This is a genomic window from Dactylosporangium sp. CA-152071 (genome assembly GCF_050936335.1).
In the GTDB taxonomy this organism is placed as follows: domain Bacteria; phylum Actinomycetota; class Actinomycetes; order Mycobacteriales; family Micromonosporaceae; genus Dactylosporangium; species Dactylosporangium maewongense.
In genome coordinates this window covers 4,287,639-4,305,131 of sequence record NZ_JBNJMZ010000001.1, presented here as the reverse complement: position 1 = coordinate 4,305,131, position 17,493 = coordinate 4,287,639, and the positions used below count along the sequence as shown (strand labels likewise).

The following is a 17,493-nucleotide window of genomic DNA, read 5'->3' as shown; positions in this document are numbered from 1 at the left end:
TCAACGTCGTTGTCGTTGCCCGCAGCGTATTCCGGCGTACCGTCAGATGTGCCATGGCGACGACGTTCTACCGCGATCACGAGGTGCACATCAGCTCCGCCGGTGTGCAGGTCGACGCCGCCTGGTATCCGCTGGAGACGCTGACGTACATCTGGCACCGGCGATCCGGGCGGTTGGTGCAGGGCGCGTACATGCTCGCGACCCGCGGCGGGGCGGTGTTGCTGATCATCGGGCTGCTCATCGCCGCCGGCACGGCCGCGCGCCGGATCGACTTCAACGGGCCGGACTCCACGATGTACATCGCGGGCGGCATCCTCGGGATCATCGTCATCGGCGGGATCGTGGCCTTCAGCGTGGAGGGGCTGCTGGACCTGCTCGACCGGGCGCACGACCACGGCAAGGGCGTGCACGAGATCTGGGTGCGCACCCGGCAGGGCGAGTCGATGATCTACTCGACCACGGACTCGCCGAAGTTCGGGCAGATCTACCGCGCCTTGCAGCGGGCAGTGGAGCAGTCCGCGTAACCCTTAGGATTCCGGGCATGGTGGCCCTGGGCGTGGACTTCGGCACGTCGCACACCGTCGCCGTGGCCCGCTGGCCCGACGGCCGGGCCCGGCCGCTGCTCTTCGACGGCACCCCGTTGCTGCCGTCGGCGACGTTCTGGGAGGACGGCGAGCTCGTCGTCGGCCGCGACGCACTGCACAGCGCCCGGCGCGCCCCGGCCAGCTTCGAGCCCAACCCGAAGCGCCGCATCGACGACGGTCACGTCTTCCTGGGCGAGCAGGAGGTGCCGGTCCACGACCTGCTGGTCGCCGTCTTCCGGCGGGTGCGCGCCGAGTTCGCCCGCACGGCCGGTGGTCCGCCCGAGGCGGTCACCGTGACGCACCCCGCCAACTTGGCGTCCACCCGTCGCAAGGCGTTGGCGGCCGCGGTGCGGGCGGCGGACCTCCCGGCCGCGACCCTGGTCCCCGAGCCGGTCGCCGCCGCCACCTACTTCGTGCGGGTGCTGCGCCACATGGTGCCCGTCGGCTCCGCCGTCGTGGTCTACGACCTGGGCGCCGGCACGTTCGACGGCAGCGTCGTCGCGCGCACCGCGGACGGCTTCGAGGTGCTCGCCGTCGACGGCCGCGACGACCTCGGCGGGCTCGACTTCGACGAGGTCGTCCTCGCGATGATCGGCCGGACCCTGCCGCCGGAGCGCTGGCAGCGGCTGGTCGCGCCGTCGACGATCGAGGAGGCGCGGGCCGCCCGGCTGCTGCGCGACGAGGTCCGGGAGGCGAAGGAGCGACTGTCGCGCGCCTCCTCCGTCACGGTCCTGGTCCCGCTGCTGGACGTCGACGTGCAGCTCACCCGCGACGAGTTCGAGGCGGCGGCGCGGCCGCTGGTGGAGCGCTCGGTGCGGGTGCTGACCGAGACCGTCCGGCTGTCGCGGGTCACGGCCGGGCAGGTCGCGGGCATCTTCCTGGTCGGCGGGGCGAGCCAGATCCCGCTGGTCGCCACCGAGCTGCACCGCGCGTTCGGCAAGCCGCCGGTGACGATCGAGCAGCCGGAGATGGTGGTCGCCGAGGGCAGCGTCCTGGTCGGCGCGCGGATCGACAAGCCGTCCGCCGCCGTGGTCCCGGCCGCCCGCCCCAGGGGTTCGGCGTCCGTCGCGTCGCCGTCGCAGCCTCCTGTCGCGGTTGTTTCGCCGGTACGGCCGGCGCCGTCGCCCGCCGTCGTGGTCCCGCCCCCGGGGTCGCCGGTGACCCCGTCCGTGCCACCCGTGCCGCGTGGGCCGCTGCCGCCGGTCGGGTCGCCGGTGCCGCCGCCTTCTGGGTTGCTCCCGCCGGTCGGGTCGCCGGCCGTGACGCCGGCCGTGACGCCTCCGGGCGTGCTGCCGCCGGCTGGGTCGCCGGTCGTGATGCCGGTGTCGCCGGCCGGTGCCGGGCCGGGCGTCGCGCCGGTCTCGGGTGCGAGTGGGCCGGTCTCGCCGGGTGCCGTGCCGTTCAGCCCCGCACCGCCGGTACACCGGATGCCGCCGCAACAGGTGTATCCGCCGCGGCCCGTGTTCTACCAGCCGCCTCCGCCGCAGGTCGTCTACGTGCCGCAGTACGTCATGCCGCCCGTGCCGCCACCGCCGCGCCGGATCGCGCCCGGTGCGATCCGCTGGCCCGCGGGCTTCCTGACCCTGTACGGCGTGCTCATGTACATCTCGACCGGCCTGGTCGCCCTCGTGCTGGTCGTCTACAAGGTGAGCGACACGGAGGAGCTGACGGCCGCGGGCTGGCAGGCAGGCCTGTACGCCGGGCTGGGCTCGCTCGCGTTCGCGATCCTGTACACGCACGGCGCGCGGCGGCTGCGCCGCGGCAGCAACGGGCACCTGTGGTATCCGATCGCGCTGTGCGTGCTGCTCGCGTTCGGTGGCGCGTACACCGCCTCGGGGGCGCACCAGCCCGCCTGGCTGGCGGTCACTGGTGTGTACCTGGGATCGGCGCTGCTGCTCCTGCTGCCGAGCGCCCGTGCCTGGGTCCGTCCGCTGCGTCCACCAGCGCCTTCAGTCGGCAACGCGACGGCAGACGCCGAGGAGTGAGAACCGTCGTACCCGGCGCCTAGACTTCGGGGCATGCCAACGCCAGGGATTCGGCTCGGTGTCGACTTCGGCACCTCCAACACCGTCGCCGTGGTGCGGTGGCCAGACGGCCGGTCCCGTGCGCTGCTCTTCGACGGCTCTCCGCTGCTGCCCTCCGCTGTCTATGCCGAGCCTGGCGGCACCGTCATCGTCGGTCGCGACGCGGTGCACAGCGCCCGCCTGGAGCCGGCCCGGTTCGAGCCCAACCCGAAGCGTCGCATCGACGAGGGCACGGTCCTGCTCGGCGACCGGGAGATCCCCGTCAACGAGCTCGTCGCCACCGTCCTGCGGCGGGTCCGCGACGAGTGGACCCGCACGGTCGGCGACGTCGCGTCCGAGGTGACCGTGACCTTCCCGGCGTCGTGGGGCGCCACCCGCCGGCTCGCCGTCTCCGACGCCGCCCAGGCCGCGGGGCTGGGCCGGGTGCGGCTGGTGCCCGAGCCGGTCGCGGCCGCGGCCTACTTCACCCAGGTGCTCGGCAAGGACGTGCCCGTCGGCTCGGTCGTCGTCGTGCACGACTTCGGCGCCGGCACGTTCGACGCCAGCGTCGTCGCCCGCACCCAGGGTGGCTTCGAGGTGCTCGCCGTCGACGGCCGCGACGACATCGGCGGCATCGACGTCGACAACGCGATCGTGGCGCACATCGCCTCCATCTGCGAGCCGCAGGCGCCGCAGGAGTGGCAGCGGCTGATGAGCCCGCAGACGGTCGAGGACCGCCGGGCCCGGCGGCTGCTCTTCGACGACGCGCGGGTGGCGAAGGAGCGGCTGTCCCGCCAGCCCGCCTCGGACCTGACGGTGCCGCTGCTCAACATCGACGTCCACCTCACCCGCGACGAGCTGGAGCGCCTCGCGCAGCCGCTGCTCGAGCAGACGGTCCGCGTCACGCAGGGCGTCATGCGCTGGGCCCAGCTGAGCGAGGGCAGCATCGCGGGCGTGTTCCTGGTCGGCGGGTCCAGCAGGATGCCCCTGGTCGGCACGCTGCTGCACCGCGCGCTGGGCACGGCCCCCGTGGTGATCGAGCAGCCCGAGCTGGTGGTCGCCGAGGGCAGCATGCTGACCGGCTCGACGGAGATCCAGGTGACGGCGGCGCCCGCGCCCGGCCCGGCGACCGGGAGGATCTCGCAGGTGCAGGGCCTCGACTGGCAGCCTCCGGCGCCGACGTCCGGCGGCCCGCAGGCGGGTGCGCAGTTCGGCGCGGCGGGCGGGCCGTCGGGTGCGGGCCAGTTCGGCGCGGCGGGCCTGTCGGGTGCGGCCGGGGCGGGGCAGTTCGGTGCGGGGCAGCCTGCCGGCGGGGGGCCTGGTGACGGGCAGTTCGGCGCGGGTCAGGGCGGTGCCAGCCAGTTCGGTGCGGGCCAGGGCGGTCCGGGCCAGGGCGGTCCGGGTCAAGGCGGTGGGGTTCAGCCTGGTGCCGGCAGCGGTCAGGGCGGCGGGGCCGGCGGTGGGCAGGGCGGTGCCGGGCAGGGCGGCGGTGGGTTGCAGGGGGCGGATACGCCGTTGTGGCCCGAGGTGGGGACGTTCGCCACGGAGCCGGCCGGGAGCAACGCGCCGATGTCTGGCGTGCCGATGTCGGCGCCGCCTGTTTCGGCGCCGCCCGGGGCCGGCGGTGGTGGGTATCCGGCGTATCCGGCGTCGGCCCCGCCGGGCAACTACGCGGGTGGGCAGGCCACGGGCACGCAGGGCGGCTATGGCGTGCCGGCCTCGGGGCCCCAGGTCAACTACGGGCCGCCGGTGTCCGCGCCCCCGGCCGGCTACGGTCAGCCCGCGTCGGCTCCGCCGGCCAACACCAACCAGCCGATGTCTGGGCCGCCCGCGACGTATGGGCGCAACCAGCCGTCCTCCGCGCCGCCGGCGACCTATGGGCAGCCGGCGGGCGGCCAGCAGGCCTTCAACCAGCCGATGTCTGGGCCGCCCGCGACGTACGGGCGCAACCAGCCGTCCTCAGCGCCGCCGGCCAACTACAACCAGCCGATGTCCGGGCCGCCGGCCAACTACGGCGGGCCGCCGGTGTCGGCGCCCCCGAACAGGGCCGGTGGCCAGATCTTCGTGTCCGGGGGCGCGTCGGCCGAGCCCGCGACGCGCTATGACGAGTACGGCGGCCCGATCCGCCAGGCTTCCGGCGGCCAGCGCCCGGTGCAGGAGCGGCAGGCGCAGTCACGCCCCACGCCGCGCGACGATCGGCGGCCGCGCCGGCGTGAGCGGCGGGGTCCGCTCGCGCGTGCGATGCTCACCCTGCTGGTGCTCGTGCTGCTGATCGTGACCCCGGTCGTCGCCGGGTATGTCTCCTACTACCTGACCACCGACCACTGGCCGCCGCCGGTCGCCGGGTGGCTCGACCCGAGTGTGCGGTGAAGCCCCCGCCGGCGGGCGAAAGTGAGTAACATTCGCGTCGGTCGGAGCTGATCGAGGAGGGTGCATGACGCAGATCGACGGGCACGGCGGGGACCTGGCTCTCGCGGCACTGCGGGGGTTCGGGGTCGAGGAGCTGTTCACGCTCTCCGGTGCGCACGTGTTCCCGCTGTACGACGCCGCCCACAAGACCGGCGTGCGCATCGTCGACGTCCGGCACGAGCAGTCCGCCGTGTTCGCCGCGGAGGCCGTCGCCAAGCTCCAGCGCCGTCCGGGCCTTGCCGTCCTGACCGCCGGCCCCGGCGTCACCAACGGCGTGTCCGGGCTGACCAGCGCGTCGTTCAACGGTGCTCCGGTCGTCGTGATCGGCGGCAGGGCGCCGCAGTTCCGCTGGGGCTCGGGCAGCCTGCAGGAGATGGACCACCTGCCGATCGTCCGCGCGGTCACGAAGCACGCGGAGACCATCTTCGCCACCGACGAGGTCTACGCCCGCATGCAGGCGGCGGCGCTCGCCGCGCTGACCCCGCACCGCGGCCCGGTCTTCGTGGACCTGCCGCTGGAGGTGGTGTTCTCGCAGGCGGACGGCGTCGAGTTGGCGCCCGCGCCGGCGGTACCGGCTGAAGAACCGGATCCGGACGAGGTCGCGCGGGCGGTCCAGCTGCTCGCCGCCGCGCAGCGGCCCGTGATCATCGCAGGCTCTGACGTGTGGGCCGGGCACGCGACCGCCGCGCTGCGGGAGGCGGCCGAGGCGCTGCGGATCCCCGTGTTCGCCAACGGTATGGGCCGGGGCACGCTGCCGCCGTCGCACGCGCTGGCGTTCTCGCGGGCACGCAAGGCGGCGTTCGGCGGCGCGGACGTGATCGCCGTCGTCGGCACCCCGCTCGACTTCCGGCTCGGGTTCGGCGACTTCGGCGGCGCGCAGGTCGTGCACGTCACCGACGCGCCGTCGCAGCGGGCCGGGCACGTCACCCCGGCGGCCGCTCCGTCGGGCGACCTGCGCGCGATTCTGGGGGCGTTCGCGGCGCACGGTGGACCGGTCGCCGACCACGAGGAGTGGATCGAGGCGCTGCGGGCAGCGGAGGACGCCGGCCGGGTCAAGGAGCAGACGGCCCTGGAGGCGGACACCGATCCGATCAAGCCGAGCCGGGTCTACGGCGAGCTCCGCAAGGTCCTTGCCGACGACGCCGTCACGATCGGCGACGGCGGCGACTTCGTCTCCTACGCGGGCAAGTACCTCGAGCCGTCACAGCCGGGCACGTGGCTGGACCCGGGGCCGTATGGCTGCCTCGGCACCGGCATGGGCTACGCCATGGGCGCCCGGGTGACGTACCCGGACCGCCAGATCTGCGTCCTGATGGGCGACGGCGCCGCGGGCTTCTCGCTGATGGACGTCGAGTCGCTGGTCCGCCAGCAGCTGCCCGTCGTGATCGTGGTCGGCAACAACGGCATCTGGGGCCTGGAGAAGCACCCGATGCGCAACATCTATGGCTACGACGTCGCCGCCGACCTGCAGCCCGGCCTCCGCTACGACGACGTGGTCAAGGCCCTCGGCGGCGCCGGCGAGACCGTCGAGAAGCCGGCCGACCTCGCGGGCGCCTTCGAGCGGGCGTTCGCCTCAGGAGTGCCGTACCTGGTCAACGTCCTCACCGACCCGGAGGACGCCTACCCCCGCTCGTCCAACCTCGCCTAGCGCCCGCCATGATCCCGAAGACTTCGTGCAGTCTCATGATCCGGAAGAGATTTTGTCGCTCTAGCGTCGATAAGTCTTCCGGATCACGGGTTTGAGGGCGTCGATCAGCGCCGCGGGAGTGCGGTCACGGCCGAGCTGCGGGTTGCGGTGCGGGTGTCGCTGTTGGCCGTTCTCGTGATCCGGAAGACCTTGTGCGGTCATAGGTGCACGAGGTCTTCCGGATCATGTGAGGCGGGTGTCGATCGGCGCTGTTCCCGTGATCCGGAAGAGATTTGTCGCTCTGGCGTCGAAAGTCTTCACAGATCATGGGGGAGGCGAGGGGTGGGGCTACTCCAGGCCTAGGAGGCGGGGGAGGGAGCCGATCGAGCCGATCACCTCGTCCGCGCCGGAGGACTGGAGGGCCTGGCGGTCGCCGGCGCCGGTGAGGACGCCCACGAGGAGGCCGGCGCCGGCGCGGCGGCCGGCGATGAGGTCGAGCGGGGTGTCGCCGACGACGAGCATGCGGCGGACGTCCTCGACGCCGAGCTTCAGGGCGGCGACCAGCATGAAGTCGGGGAAGGGGCGGCCGCGGCCGGCGTCGGCGGGGGAGAGGACCAGGTCGACCTGGCCCCACCAGCCCAGGGCGTCCATGATGGCTTCCTGGGTGGCGCGGGCGAAGCCGGTGGTCAGGGCGACCTTGATCCCCGCCGTGCGGAGCGTCTTGATGGCCTCCAGCGCGCCGGGGATGGGCAGCACGGCGCCTTCGTCGACGAGCAGGCCGTAGGCCTCCTCGAAGGTCTCGTTGGCGGCCTGGGCGCGCTTCTCGTCACCGTCGAGGAGCAGGCGGAAGACCTCGATGCGGCTCTGGCCCATCGTCTTGCGGACGACGGCGAGCATCCGCTCGTGCTGCGGGGTGCCGGGGGCCACGCCCTCGCCCGCGAAGGCGACCGTGAAGGCCTGCTCGACCAGGCCGTCGTCCCGCACCGTCGTCCCCGCCATGTCGATGCAGGCGAGCTGCCACGCTGTCATCGCGCAATATGAGCATGCCGACAAGACGGCTTGGTGAACGGCGCAAAACGCTCAGAAGGCACCCTCCCGGCGCAGCCGCCGTGGCCTGCCATCCGGGTCGTGGATGGTGTTGTACACCACACGCGCCCAGGTGACGGTACGGCGCGGAACCGTGGGCGGGCGGTACGGCAGCAGCCGCCCGGGTGGGCGGGGACCGATCCGGCCGCTGTCGTGCCACGCCTGCAGCGCCTTCGCGGAGGCGTCGAAGACCTCCTCGATCGGGCCCTCGGGCAGGTCGTCGAGCTCCAGGTGCTCCCGGCACAGCCGTTCGCGCAGGTCCCGGGCGTAGCTGCCGGCGGGGTCGAGGACCGCGCAGGTCAGCTCCGAGTCGTGGGTCCAGGAGCGCAGCGACACGTTGTCGGAGCCGGTGGTGGCCCAGGTGTCGTCCACGACGCAGACCTTGGCGTGCACGTAGATGGGGGTGCCGGCGGCGTTCTCCGGGCTGAAGACGTGCAGCCGGTCGCCGCCCGCCTCGCGGAGCATGGCGAGGGCGCGCTCCCGGCCGTACAGCTGCGGCATGCTGCCGAGTTTGTCGGGCCGGTCCGGATGGCGCGGGACGACGGCGATCAGGTGCAGCTCCGGGTGCTCCCGCAACGCGTCGGCGAAGCAGCTGGCGACCTTCGGCGACCAGAGGTACTGGTCCTCCAGGTAGATCAGCCGCCGCGCGCGCCGGACCGCCTTGCCGTAGCCGCGCGCGACGCTGAACTCGCCCTCGGGGGCGAACGGGTAGCCGCCGCGCCGGTAGGGGTATGTCCGGAGCAGCTGCACGCTCAGTGAGCCGGCCGGCGGCGGGTCGGGAAGCTGCGGCGGCAGCCGGTCCGGGTCCAGGTTCTCGTCCTCGACCTTGCCCTGGAACCAGTGCAGCGGGTTGCGCGACAGCGCCGACGGGTCCTCCCAGCGTTCCCGGAACGTGGCCTCGACCTGGCCGACCACCGGGCCGCGCAGCTCCAGCTGCACGTCGTGCCACGGTGGGCGCTTGCCGTACTTCGGGGTGATCTCGACCGCCTGCGGGTCGCCCTCGTGGGACTGGGTGTCGCGGCGGCCATGGCAGAGGTCGATGCCGCCGACGTACGCGCGGTCCAGCTCCGGCCGGCCGGGGTGGCGCAGGACGACCAGCTTCTGGTGGTGCGAGCCGCCGACGAGGACCCGCATGTCGCGCAGGCACTCGCCGCCGGCCGCCTCGATCTTCCGGGCGAAGCGCCGGTTCTCCGCCGCGCTGAACTGCAGCGCGTTCCAGTGCGAGCGCCAGATGAGCCCCTTGACGCGCACGCCGCGGCGGGCGGCGTCGCACAGCACGTCGCCGATCGACGGGCCGTTCCTGGTGACCCTCTGGCTGACGTCGCCGCGCCAGTCGGTGAACAGCAGCAGGTCGCCGCGCTCCATCCGTTCGATCGCGGTGTACAGCTCGGCGAAGTACGCCTTGCCGTCGATCAGCGGCCGGACGGCGTTGCCGTCGGTCCACGCTGTGATCCTGGTGTGCGGGTTGCCCCGCTCCTCCTCCGTGAGGAACCAGTCCGACTTCATCGTGACGCACCCGCCGCCTTGGAGACGGAGGCGCCGGAAGCGGGTGGACCGGGTGGGCCGGATCGGGCTGGTGGAGCGTCCTGTAAGTCGCTGGCCGGCTCCGCCAGGTCCTCCTCGCACGGCTGCTCGGCGAGGTCGCAGTTGGGCGTGACCAGCCAGTACATCGCCGAAAGCCACAGCGCTGCCAGCAGGACGCTGCCGACGATGTCGGTCGGGTGGTGCATTCCGCGGTACATGCGAGAAACCGCGACCCACAGCGGCATGGCGACCGCGAGCACCGGCAGCACCCACCGCCACCAGGCGCGGGTCCGCGGGAAGACCAGCAGGGCCGCGGTCGCCCAGATCATGATCGTGGCGGCGACGTGCCCGGACGGGAAGCTCGACGTCGGCATCGGCCCGTCCATGTTCTCCACGTCGGGCCGGGCCCGGCCGACGATCGCGGCGCTGGCCAGGAACAGGCTCAGCTCGCCGAACATGACCGCCACCAGGAAGATCACCGGCCGCCAGCGGCGGATCGCGGCGAGGGACACGGCGCCGATGACGAGGCCGATCGCGAGGATCGCGTGGGTGTTGCCGACCTCGCTGCCGACGATCGACACGTGGCCGAGGACGTCGCTGCGGTGCGCGGCGAACCAGTGCGGGATCGTCGAGTCCCACAGGACGTTGCCGTTGCCGTCGCGGTACCGCGCGAGGGGCAGACCGAGCGCGACGAGCGTGCCGAACGTGAAGACCCAGGCGACGGCGCCCAGGGCGAGGGTCCGCGCGGTGCCCGGCCGGTGCACGTGCGGCTCCGTGGGGCGCAGGTCGTCGGCGGCCTCCGGCTCCAGGCCCTCCTCGAGCGGCTCGGTGACCCGCAGGCCCTCGTGGTGCCGGATCAGCTCGAACGCGGTGGCGCACAGCCCGAGCCAGGCGATGCCCAGCGACCAGCCGCCGATCACGTCGGACAGGAAGTGCACGCCGAGCGCCAGCCGGCTGAACCCGACGAGCGCGACGACGAAGCCCACCGCGATGACCGCCGGCCTGCGCCAGCGGGGCCGCAGCGCCGGCAGGAACACCAGCAGCAGCGCCGTGTAGCAGATCAGCGAGTTGAGCGAGTGGCCGCTGGGGAAGCTGTTGCCGCCGCCGTGCGCGACGGGCTGCTCGACGACCGGCCGCAGCCGGCCGACGGCCAGCTTCAGCGTCGGGTCGAGGATGAGCCCGCCGACGGTGGTCGCCACCAGGAACGCGGCGAGCTTGTACTGCTTGCGGACCAGCACGAGCGTCGTGCCGATCGCGACGAGCCAGGCCATCACGCCGAAGCTGCCGATCCTGCTGATACCGCCCATGAGCGTCACCAGGAAGTCACTCGGGGCGACGGCCTCGTTGAGGCTCTCGGCGACGCCGCGGTCGACCGACTCCAGCGGCACCCAGCGCACGCGCACGGCGATGATCAGGAGGCTGAACAGCAGCGCGGCGGCACCGAAGCCGGCCATGCGCCAAAGAGCGGATCTCTGCGTCCTCACGTTTGCCAACATGCCCAGTCGGGGGAGAACGAGAACATGACCCCCGCCGATACAGCACACCGCGCCACGCAGAGTGACCTGTTCAAGAATTTGACCAAGGTCGGGTTCGTCGGGTACGGCCTGCTGCACCTCGCGCTCGCCTGGGTGGCGGCACAGATCGCGTTCGGCGAGGCCGGGCAGGAGGGCGACCAGTCCGGCGCCTTCCAGAAGCTCGCGGAGCAGCCGTTCGGCAAGCTGCTGCTGTGGTTCGTGCTCATCTGCCTGGTCGCGCTCGCCATCTGGCAGGTCGCCCTCGCGATCTGGGGTCACCGCGACGTGCAGGGCAAGGAGCGGATCTGGGAGCGGGTCGCCTCGGCCGGGCGGGTCGTGATCTACGCCGCACTCGCGTGGACCGCCGGCAAGGTCATCACCGGCGCGCCGTCCTCCAGCGCCAACCAGCAGCAGCAGTTCACCGCCGGGATCATGGCGAAGCCCGCCGGGGTCTGGCTGGTGGGGCTGATCGGGCTGGGTGTGCTGGCCTTCGGTGCCGGGATGCTCTGGTACGGGTGGAAGCGCAAGTTCGAGCGGAAGCTGAACTTCGGCGCGGCGAACCCGAAGACCCGCAAGGCGGCGACCAGGGCGGGCCAGATCGGCTACATCGCCAAGGGGGTCGCATTCGGCATCGTGGGTGTTCTGCTGCTTCAGGCCGCGATCACCAACGACCCCGCCAAGTCCCGCGGGCTCGACGCGGCGCTGCACACCCTCGTCGCCCAGCCGTTCGGCAAGTTCCTCCTGCTCGCCGTCGCTGTCGGCGTCGCGGCGTTCGGGGTGTACTGCTTCTTCCAGGCACGCTTCCGCAAGGTGGGTACGTGAGCGGCCAGCGGAGCGGCTCGGGCCGCTCACCGGTATTGCAGGTCGGGTCGGGCCGACGCCGGGGCGCAGCGGAGGCGGCGGCGTGACCAGCAGCGCGGTCATCGTCAACCCGTCGAAGGTCATCGACCTGGACGAGCGGCGCAGGGAGATCTGCGACCTGCTCGGCGCGGCGGGCTGGCCGGAGCCGCTGTGGCTCACCACCACCCCCGAGGACCCCGGCTGCGGGATGGCGGTCCAGGCGGTGGAGGCCGGCGTCGACGTGGCGTTCGTCTGCGGCGGCGACGGCACCGTGATGGCGGTCGCGTCGGTGCTCGCCGGCACGGACGTCGCCCTGGCGCTCGTCCCGTCCGGCACCGGCAACCTGCTCGCCACCAACCTGGGCATCACCCGCGACGTGCGGGCCGCGGTCGAGGTCGCGATCCACGGCGACCGGCGCCGCATCGACGTCGGCATCGTGGACGGCGCCGACACCAGCACCGGGCACCCCGGCACGTTCACCGTCATGGCGGGCATGGGCTTCGACGCGGAGATGCTCGACGCCACCCCCGACACCGCGAAGCGCCGCTTCGGCTGGCTGGCGTACGTCGCGGCGGGCGCCCGGAGGCTGAGCCGCAAGCGGGTCCTGATGCGGATCCGGCTGGACGGCGGCCGCTGGATCCGCCGCCGGGCCCGCAGCGTCCTCGTCGCCAACGTGGGCCGCCTGCAGGGCGGGATCCCGCTGCTGCCGGACGCGCGGCCGGACGACGGCTGGCTCGACGTGGCGGTCCTGACCCCGCGCGACCTCACCGACTGGATCATGCTCGGCTGGGGCGTGGTCATGCGCCGGGGCGGGACCCGGCAGCTGGAGACCTTCCGGGCGCGGAAGGTCGAGGTGCACACCGGCCAGGACCAGGCCCGCGAGCTGGACGGCGACGTGGTCGCGCCGGCCCGCATGCTCGTGGCCCGGATCGCGCCCGCCGCGCTGACACTGTGTGTACCGAGGACGCCCGCGCCGCTGGAGCCGCCGGAGTCGCCGGCAGCACCGGAGGCGGCGCGGGTTACTCGTCCTCGCGGCGCTTGAGGTCTTCCTCCCAGCGGCGCAGGAGCTCGGCGTCGTTGCGGGCCCGGGTGGTGTCGATGTTGCGCAGGAAGTCGGGGTCGTCGTCGGGGGCGACGGGCCTCGACGGCCGGCGACGGGTCCCGCCCGCGGCGGCGACGCCGGCGTGCTGTTCGGTCGTGAAGGGCCGGCCCGCGAAGAACCAGGCGATCACGCCCACGACGGGCAGCAGCAGGATGACGAGACACCAGACGGTCTTGGGCAGTCCCCGGACGTCGTCGCGGTCCGTGGACAGGCAGTCGATCAACGCGACCAGCGTCGCGACGAGAACGATGAGAAAGGGCAGCGCACGTCCCATTTCGCCATCATGACGCAGTGGGGCGCCCTATGACACCAGCAAGAGGGTGCCCGTCAGGCTGTACAGGAGGATGAGCGTGACGACGAGGGGCAGTGTGCGGCGCACAGGGCGGGTGAGCCCGGCGATTCTCATCCTGATCAGGTGAATCGCGACGGCCCAGGTGAGGCCGACGGCGGCGACCGCGGCGAGGGCGACCGGCCGGGGTGCCTCGATCACGGCGAACCTCGCCAGGAGCAGCGCCACGGCGGTGAAGGACACGGTCGTGCGGCGCCACGAGAGCATGGTGCGCTCCAGCTGAGCGCCCGGCGGCCCGTCGTCCGAGGGCTGCACCGTGTGTGGGCCGTCGTCGGAAGGTTCGGGCGGTCTCGCGGGCGGGCCGGAGGGCGTCACAGGAACGTCGCCACCAGCAGCGCGACCGCCCCCACCGCGACGATCAGCGCCAGGATGCCGGGGAAGCGCGACGGTGGCAGCGCCTCACCCAGCCGCATCGCCCGTTCGCTGCGGGCCCAGTGGTCGACCGCGCGGATCGCGACCAGCCCGCCGAGCGCGAAGAGTGACACCGCGATGATGATCCGCAGCCGGTGCCCGGGCAGGAACTGCGCGACCGCCAGCCCGCCGCCGACCAGCGCGAGCGCCGTGCGCAGCCAGGCCAGGAACGTGCGCTCGTTGGCCAGGGAGAACCGGTAGTCGGGCGTGGTGCCGACGGAGCGCACCTCGTCGGGGTCGAACCAGCGCCGGATGAGTGCCCACATCGACACCATTGTCAGACTCCCCTCAGCTGCTCTGGGTACAGTCGCGGCCGATGCTGCGTACAACTCTCGCCGGGCTCCGGGCGCACAAGCTCCGGCTGCTGCTGACCGCTACGGCCATCATGATCGGTGTCGGCTTCCTCGCCGGCACCCTGGTCTATGGCGATACGGCCAAGGCCGCCTTCTACGACGATCTCGCGCGCGCCGCGAAGCACGTCGACGCGTCCGTGGGCTCGTCCGGGTTCAGCGAGTCGGGGCAGCGCTTCGAGACCGGCATCGTCGAGGAGGTCAAGGCCGTGCCCGGCGTCGCGCACGCCGACGGCAGGATGGCCGAGCGGCTGCCCATGCTCGACCGGAACGGCCGGCTGATCTCCTACCTGGGCCGGATCGGCTGGGCGCTGTCGACCCCCGGCGACGAGCACCTGTCGATGTACGACATCGGCACCGGCCGGCAGCCGCAGCGGCCCGGCGAGATCGCGGTCGACGACACCACCGCGGAGATCTACGGCTTCAAGGTCGGCGAGCAGGTGTCGGTGGTCGGCCTCGACCAGAAGCCGGTCGCGCTGACCCTCGTCGGCATCATGGATCTCGGCGCCAACAAGCGCTTCGCGGGCTTCACCGTCGCCGCGCTCACCCCGGCGGACATGCGCACGCTGACCGGCGCCGACGGCTACGCGCAGGTCGTGGTGTCCGCGCAGCCGGGCGTGTCGCAGGACGAGCTCGCCGGCCGCCTGGAGTCGGCCCTCGGCGGCCGGGCCTGGGTGACGACGGGTGCGCAGATGCGCGCCGAGTACGCCGTGGCCGCCGCCAAGTACGTCGACGGCTTCCTGATCGTGATCTTCGGCTTCGGACTGATCGCGCTCGCCGTCTCCGTGTTCGTCATCTACAACACGTTCGCGATCCTGGTCGCGCAGCGGATCCGGGAGCTGGCGCTGCTGCGCTGCGTCGGCGCGTCCAGGCGGCAGCTGTTCGGCTCGGTGATCCTGGAGGCGGTGGTCGTCGGCGTCGTCGCCTCCCTCGGCGGCCTGCTGGTGAGCACCGTCGTCGGCGAGGGGCTGCTCATCGGGCGCAACACCGTCGGCAGCGGGGTCCGCGTCGACCGGCTGATCGTCACGCCCACGACCGTGCTGGTCGGGGTCTTCGCCGGCACGCTCTTCACGGTGATCGCGTCGCTGCTGCCGGCCGCGACCGCGAGCCGCATCCCGCCGATCGCGGCGCTGCGCACCACCGCCCTGGCCGAGGTCGCGCCCGGCCGGCGGCTGCTGCGGATCGTCCTGGCCGGGGTGCCCGCGGCCGGCGGTGCGCTGCTGATGCTCGCCGGCACGAGGGTGCCGGGGTTCAGCGGCGTGCCCATCGTGTTCCTGGGCGCCATCTTCGTGTTCACCGGCATCGTGATCGCGGCGCCGCTGATCGTGTCGCGGCTGACGGCGTGGGCGGGCTGGGCGCCGGCGAAGGTGTTCGGCGCCGCCGGCCGGCTCGCGGTCACCAACGCCCTGCGCAACCCGAAGCGGGTCGCGGCCACCACGAGCGCCCTCATGGTCGGCCTGGCGCTGATGAGCGTCTTCAGCGTGCTGCTGGCGACCGCGCGGGCGCAGGCCGAGCAGGAGCTCGATGAGAACTTCGCGGTCGACTACATCATCAGCGGCGTCTACACGCCCAACGGGCAGAGCCGGAAGGTGCCCCTGGCCGTGACGACGACCCTGCGCTCGCACGGCGAGCTGGCCGCGGTCGCCGCGTCCCGCAGCCGCGAGGGCGACGTCGGCGGCCGGTTCACCCAGATCTGGACGATGGAGCCCGGCGCCCTCGACACCGTCCTGCGCCCCGAGATCACCGCGGGCTCGGCCGGCGCGCTCAAGCCCGGCACGGTCGCGCTCAACCGGTTCTTCGCCGACGAGATCGGGGCCCGCGTCGGCTCCTCCGTGCAGGTCCGCACCCTCACGTTGACCGTCGCCGCACTGTACGACGACGCGCCGACCGACGGGCAGGCGCTGCTGGACTGGAGCGACTACGCGACCGTGTTCGGCGCCGGCGACCCCGACCAGGTGCTGGTCAAGGCCGCCGAGGGGGTCGCGCCGGTCGACTCGCGGGCGGCGGTCGACGCGGCGCTGAAGGAGGCGCCGCTCACCCAGGTCAGCAGCCAGGCCGAGTGGCGGGCCCGGATCACCGGCACGCTCGACGAGCAGCTCGGCGTGTTCTCCGCGCTGCTGGGCATGTCGATCGTGATCGGCCTGACGGGCATCGCCAACACCCTCGCCCTGTCGGTGCTGGAGCGCACCCGGGAGTCGGCCCTGCTGCGGGCGCTCGGGCTGTCCCGCGGCCAGCTGCGCGGGATGCTGGTGCTCGAGGCGATGCTCATGGCCTTCGTCGGCGCGGTGGTCGGCGTCGGGTTCGGCGTGCTGGTCGGCGTGGCCGCGTCGGTGGGGCTGATCCGGCAGTTCGGCCATGGGTACCCCGTCGTGCCGTACGGCCAGCTGCTGCTCTACGTCGTCATCGCCGCGGCCGCCGGTGCGGTGGCCGCGCTGCTGCCCGCCCGGCGGGCGGCGCGCACCGAGGTCGCCGCGGTCATGGTCGACGACTGAGCCGCGGTCATGGTCGACGCCTAAGCTGCGGGAAGGCGGCGGCCGAAGGGCTAGACCGGCATGTGCCAGAGCGCGCGGATGGTCTCGGTCACGCAGCGTTCGCGGGGGTGACCGCACGTGCACCGGTGCTCATCCGGTGGCTCGCAGCGACGGTGTGTGACCTTTTCCGCAGCGTGTTTGGCGACCGCCGCGGAGAGCTCACGCGCCGGCTCGACAAGTGCGGTGTTCTGTGACATTTCACCCACCCCCTGATTCAGGGTGAGCGCTCCGGTGACACTTTTCACGACACTTTCGAACCTACTCTTGAGTAACGTACGAGAGGCGAACCTGTTCGCGACCAGGATGAGCCGTAACGTGGGGCGCAAGTCGGCCGCGATGGCGCGGTGACTGTCAAGCAGGAGGACCTCGGACCACGATGAAGATCGTCGTACTCGTCAAGCAGGTGCCGGACTCCGGCGCGGACCGCAACCTGCGCAGTGACGACAACACCGTCGACCGCGCGTCGGCCAGCAACGTGATCAACGAGATGGACGAATACGCCATCGAGGAGGCGCTGAGCCTCCAGGAGGCGCACGGCGGCGAGGTGGTCGTCCTGACCGTCGGCCCCGACCGTGCCACGGAGTCGATCCGCAAGGCCCTGTCGATGGGCCCGGACTCCGCCGTCCACGTCGTCGACGACGCGCTGCACGGCTCGTGTGCCGTCGCCACCTCGAAGGTGCTCGCCGCCGCCATCGCGCAGCAGCAGGCCGACCTGGTCATCTGCGGCGCCGAGTCGACCGACGGCCGCGTGCAGGTCATGCCGCACATGATCGCCGAGCGGCTCGGGATCGCGGCCTTGACCGGTGCCCGCAAGCTCACCGTCGAGAAGTCCTCGGTCACCATCGAGCGGCAGACCGACGAGGGCTACGAGGTCGTCACCGCTTCCACCCCTGCCCTGGTCAGCGTGTGGGACACGATCAACGACCCGCGCTACCCGTCGTTCAAGGGCATCATGGCGGCCAAGAAGAAGCCGCTGCAGACCCTGTCGCTGGGCGACCTGGGCATCGCCGCGAGCGAGGTCGGCTTCGAGGGCGCGACCAGCGCCGTCGTCGAGCACAGCAAGCGCCCGCCCCGCCAGGCCGGCAACAAGATCGACGCGGGTGACGACGGCGGCAGCAAGCTCGTCGAGTACCTGGCCTCCGAGAAGTTCGTCTAAGGGAGTT

General features: G+C 72.7%; 14 protein-coding genes. 8 read left to right on the top strand and 6 right to left on the bottom strand.

Annotated features, from left to right (window positions below):
* The first annotated feature begins 53 nt into the window (after positions 1 to 53).
* The 4 genes from ACQEVZ_RS19245 (at position 54) to ACQEVZ_RS19230 (ending at position 6,644) form a co-directional block, all read left to right on the top strand.
* On the top strand, positions 54 to 524 hold the full coding sequence (locus tag ACQEVZ_RS19245; RefSeq protein WP_344510171.1) for a DUF6232 family protein: 471 nt from the start codon (positions 54 to 56) through the stop codon (positions 522 to 524).
* A 17-nt stretch (positions 525 to 541) separates the two neighbouring features.
* On the top strand, positions 542 to 2,569 hold the full coding sequence (locus ACQEVZ_RS19240) for an Hsp70 family protein (protein WP_433368299.1): 2,028 nt from the start codon (positions 542 to 544) through the stop codon (positions 2,567 to 2,569).
* A gap of 33 nt (positions 2,570 to 2,602) precedes the next feature.
* Positions 2,603 to 4,957 carry an Hsp70 family protein gene (locus ACQEVZ_RS19235; RefSeq protein WP_433368296.1) on the top strand — a complete coding sequence of 785 codons (2,355 nt, stop codon included), beginning with the start codon at positions 2,603 to 2,605 and terminating at the stop codon, positions 4,955 to 4,957.
* A 64-nt stretch (positions 4,958 to 5,021) separates the two neighbouring features.
* The gene (locus tag ACQEVZ_RS19230; RefSeq protein ID WP_433368293.1) at positions 5,022 to 6,644 is read left to right on the top strand and encodes an acetolactate synthase; all 1,623 of its coding nucleotides are present in this window, start codon (positions 5,022 to 5,024) and stop codon (positions 6,642 to 6,644) included.
* A 327-nt stretch (positions 6,645 to 6,971) separates the two neighbouring features.
* On the opposite strand, the gene ACQEVZ_RS19225 is transcribed toward ACQEVZ_RS19230, so the two are convergent.
* From ACQEVZ_RS19225 to ACQEVZ_RS19215, 3 genes are read right to left on the bottom strand one after another with little or no spacing between them, the layout of a single operon-like run.
* On the bottom strand, positions 6,972 to 7,652 hold the full coding sequence (locus ACQEVZ_RS19225) for a phosphonatase-like hydrolase (RefSeq protein WP_344510163.1): 681 nt from the start codon (positions 7,650 to 7,652) through the stop codon (positions 6,972 to 6,974).
* A gap of 51 nt (positions 7,653 to 7,703) precedes the next feature.
* The gene (locus tag ACQEVZ_RS19220) at positions 7,704 to 9,215 is read right to left on the bottom strand and encodes a phospholipase D family protein (protein WP_433368290.1); all 1,512 of its coding nucleotides are present in this window, start codon (positions 9,213 to 9,215) and stop codon (positions 7,704 to 7,706) included.
* Complete coding sequence (locus ACQEVZ_RS19215; RefSeq protein WP_433368287.1) at positions 9,212 to 10,717, bottom strand: phosphatase PAP2 family protein; 1,506 nt, start codon at positions 10,715 to 10,717, stop codon at positions 9,212 to 9,214. Before ACQEVZ_RS19215 ends, ACQEVZ_RS19220 begins: the two co-directional genes overlap by 4 nt.
* A gap of 36 nt (positions 10,718 to 10,753) precedes the next feature.
* Between ACQEVZ_RS19215 and ACQEVZ_RS19210 the strand changes: the two genes are divergently transcribed.
* The gene (locus tag ACQEVZ_RS19210; protein WP_433368284.1) at positions 10,754 to 11,569 is read left to right on the top strand and encodes a DUF1206 domain-containing protein; all 816 of its coding nucleotides are present in this window, start codon (positions 10,754 to 10,756) and stop codon (positions 11,567 to 11,569) included.
* Positions 11,570 to 11,651: 82 nt separating this feature from the next.
* Positions 11,652 to 12,629, top strand: coding sequence for a diacylglycerol/lipid kinase family protein (locus ACQEVZ_RS19205; RefSeq protein WP_433368281.1), 978 nt, complete (start codon positions 11,652 to 11,654; stop codon positions 12,627 to 12,629).
* Here ACQEVZ_RS19205 and ACQEVZ_RS19200 read toward each other — a convergent pair.
* The 3 genes from ACQEVZ_RS19200 to ACQEVZ_RS19190 are packed head-to-tail and all read right to left on the bottom strand — an operon-like array spanning position 12,607 to position 13,715.
* Positions 12,607 to 12,963 (bottom strand): PLD nuclease N-terminal domain-containing protein, encoded by a 357-nt coding sequence (locus ACQEVZ_RS19200; protein WP_344510154.1) that lies wholly within the window; start codon positions 12,961 to 12,963, stop codon positions 12,607 to 12,609. The genes ACQEVZ_RS19205 and ACQEVZ_RS19200 overlap by 23 nt on opposite strands.
* A 27-nt stretch (positions 12,964 to 12,990) precedes the next feature.
* Positions 12,991 to 13,293, bottom strand: a complete 303-nt coding sequence (locus ACQEVZ_RS19195) for a DUF202 domain-containing protein (protein ID WP_344510151.1) — start codon at positions 13,291 to 13,293, stop codon at positions 12,991 to 12,993.
* A 56-nt stretch (positions 13,294 to 13,349) separates the two neighbouring features.
* Positions 13,350 to 13,715: a YidH family protein gene (locus tag ACQEVZ_RS19190; RefSeq protein ID WP_433368277.1), complete on the bottom strand. Its 366-nt coding sequence runs from the start codon at positions 13,713 to 13,715 to the stop codon at positions 13,350 to 13,352.
* A 50-nt stretch (positions 13,716 to 13,765) separates the two neighbouring features.
* On the opposite strand from ACQEVZ_RS19190, the gene ACQEVZ_RS19185 reads away from it, so the two are divergent.
* Both ACQEVZ_RS19185 and ACQEVZ_RS19180 read left to right on the top strand, forming a co-directional pair.
* On the top strand, positions 13,766 to 16,291 hold the full coding sequence (locus tag ACQEVZ_RS19185) for an ABC transporter permease (protein ID WP_433368274.1): 2,526 nt from the start codon (positions 13,766 to 13,768) through the stop codon (positions 16,289 to 16,291).
* A gap of 415 nt (positions 16,292 to 16,706) precedes the next feature.
* A complete protein-coding gene (locus ACQEVZ_RS19180) occupies positions 16,707 to 17,486 on the top strand; it encodes an electron transfer flavoprotein subunit beta/FixA family protein (RefSeq protein ID WP_433368271.1) in 780 nt (259 codons plus the stop codon).
* Positions 17,487 to 17,493 lie beyond the last annotated feature (7 nt).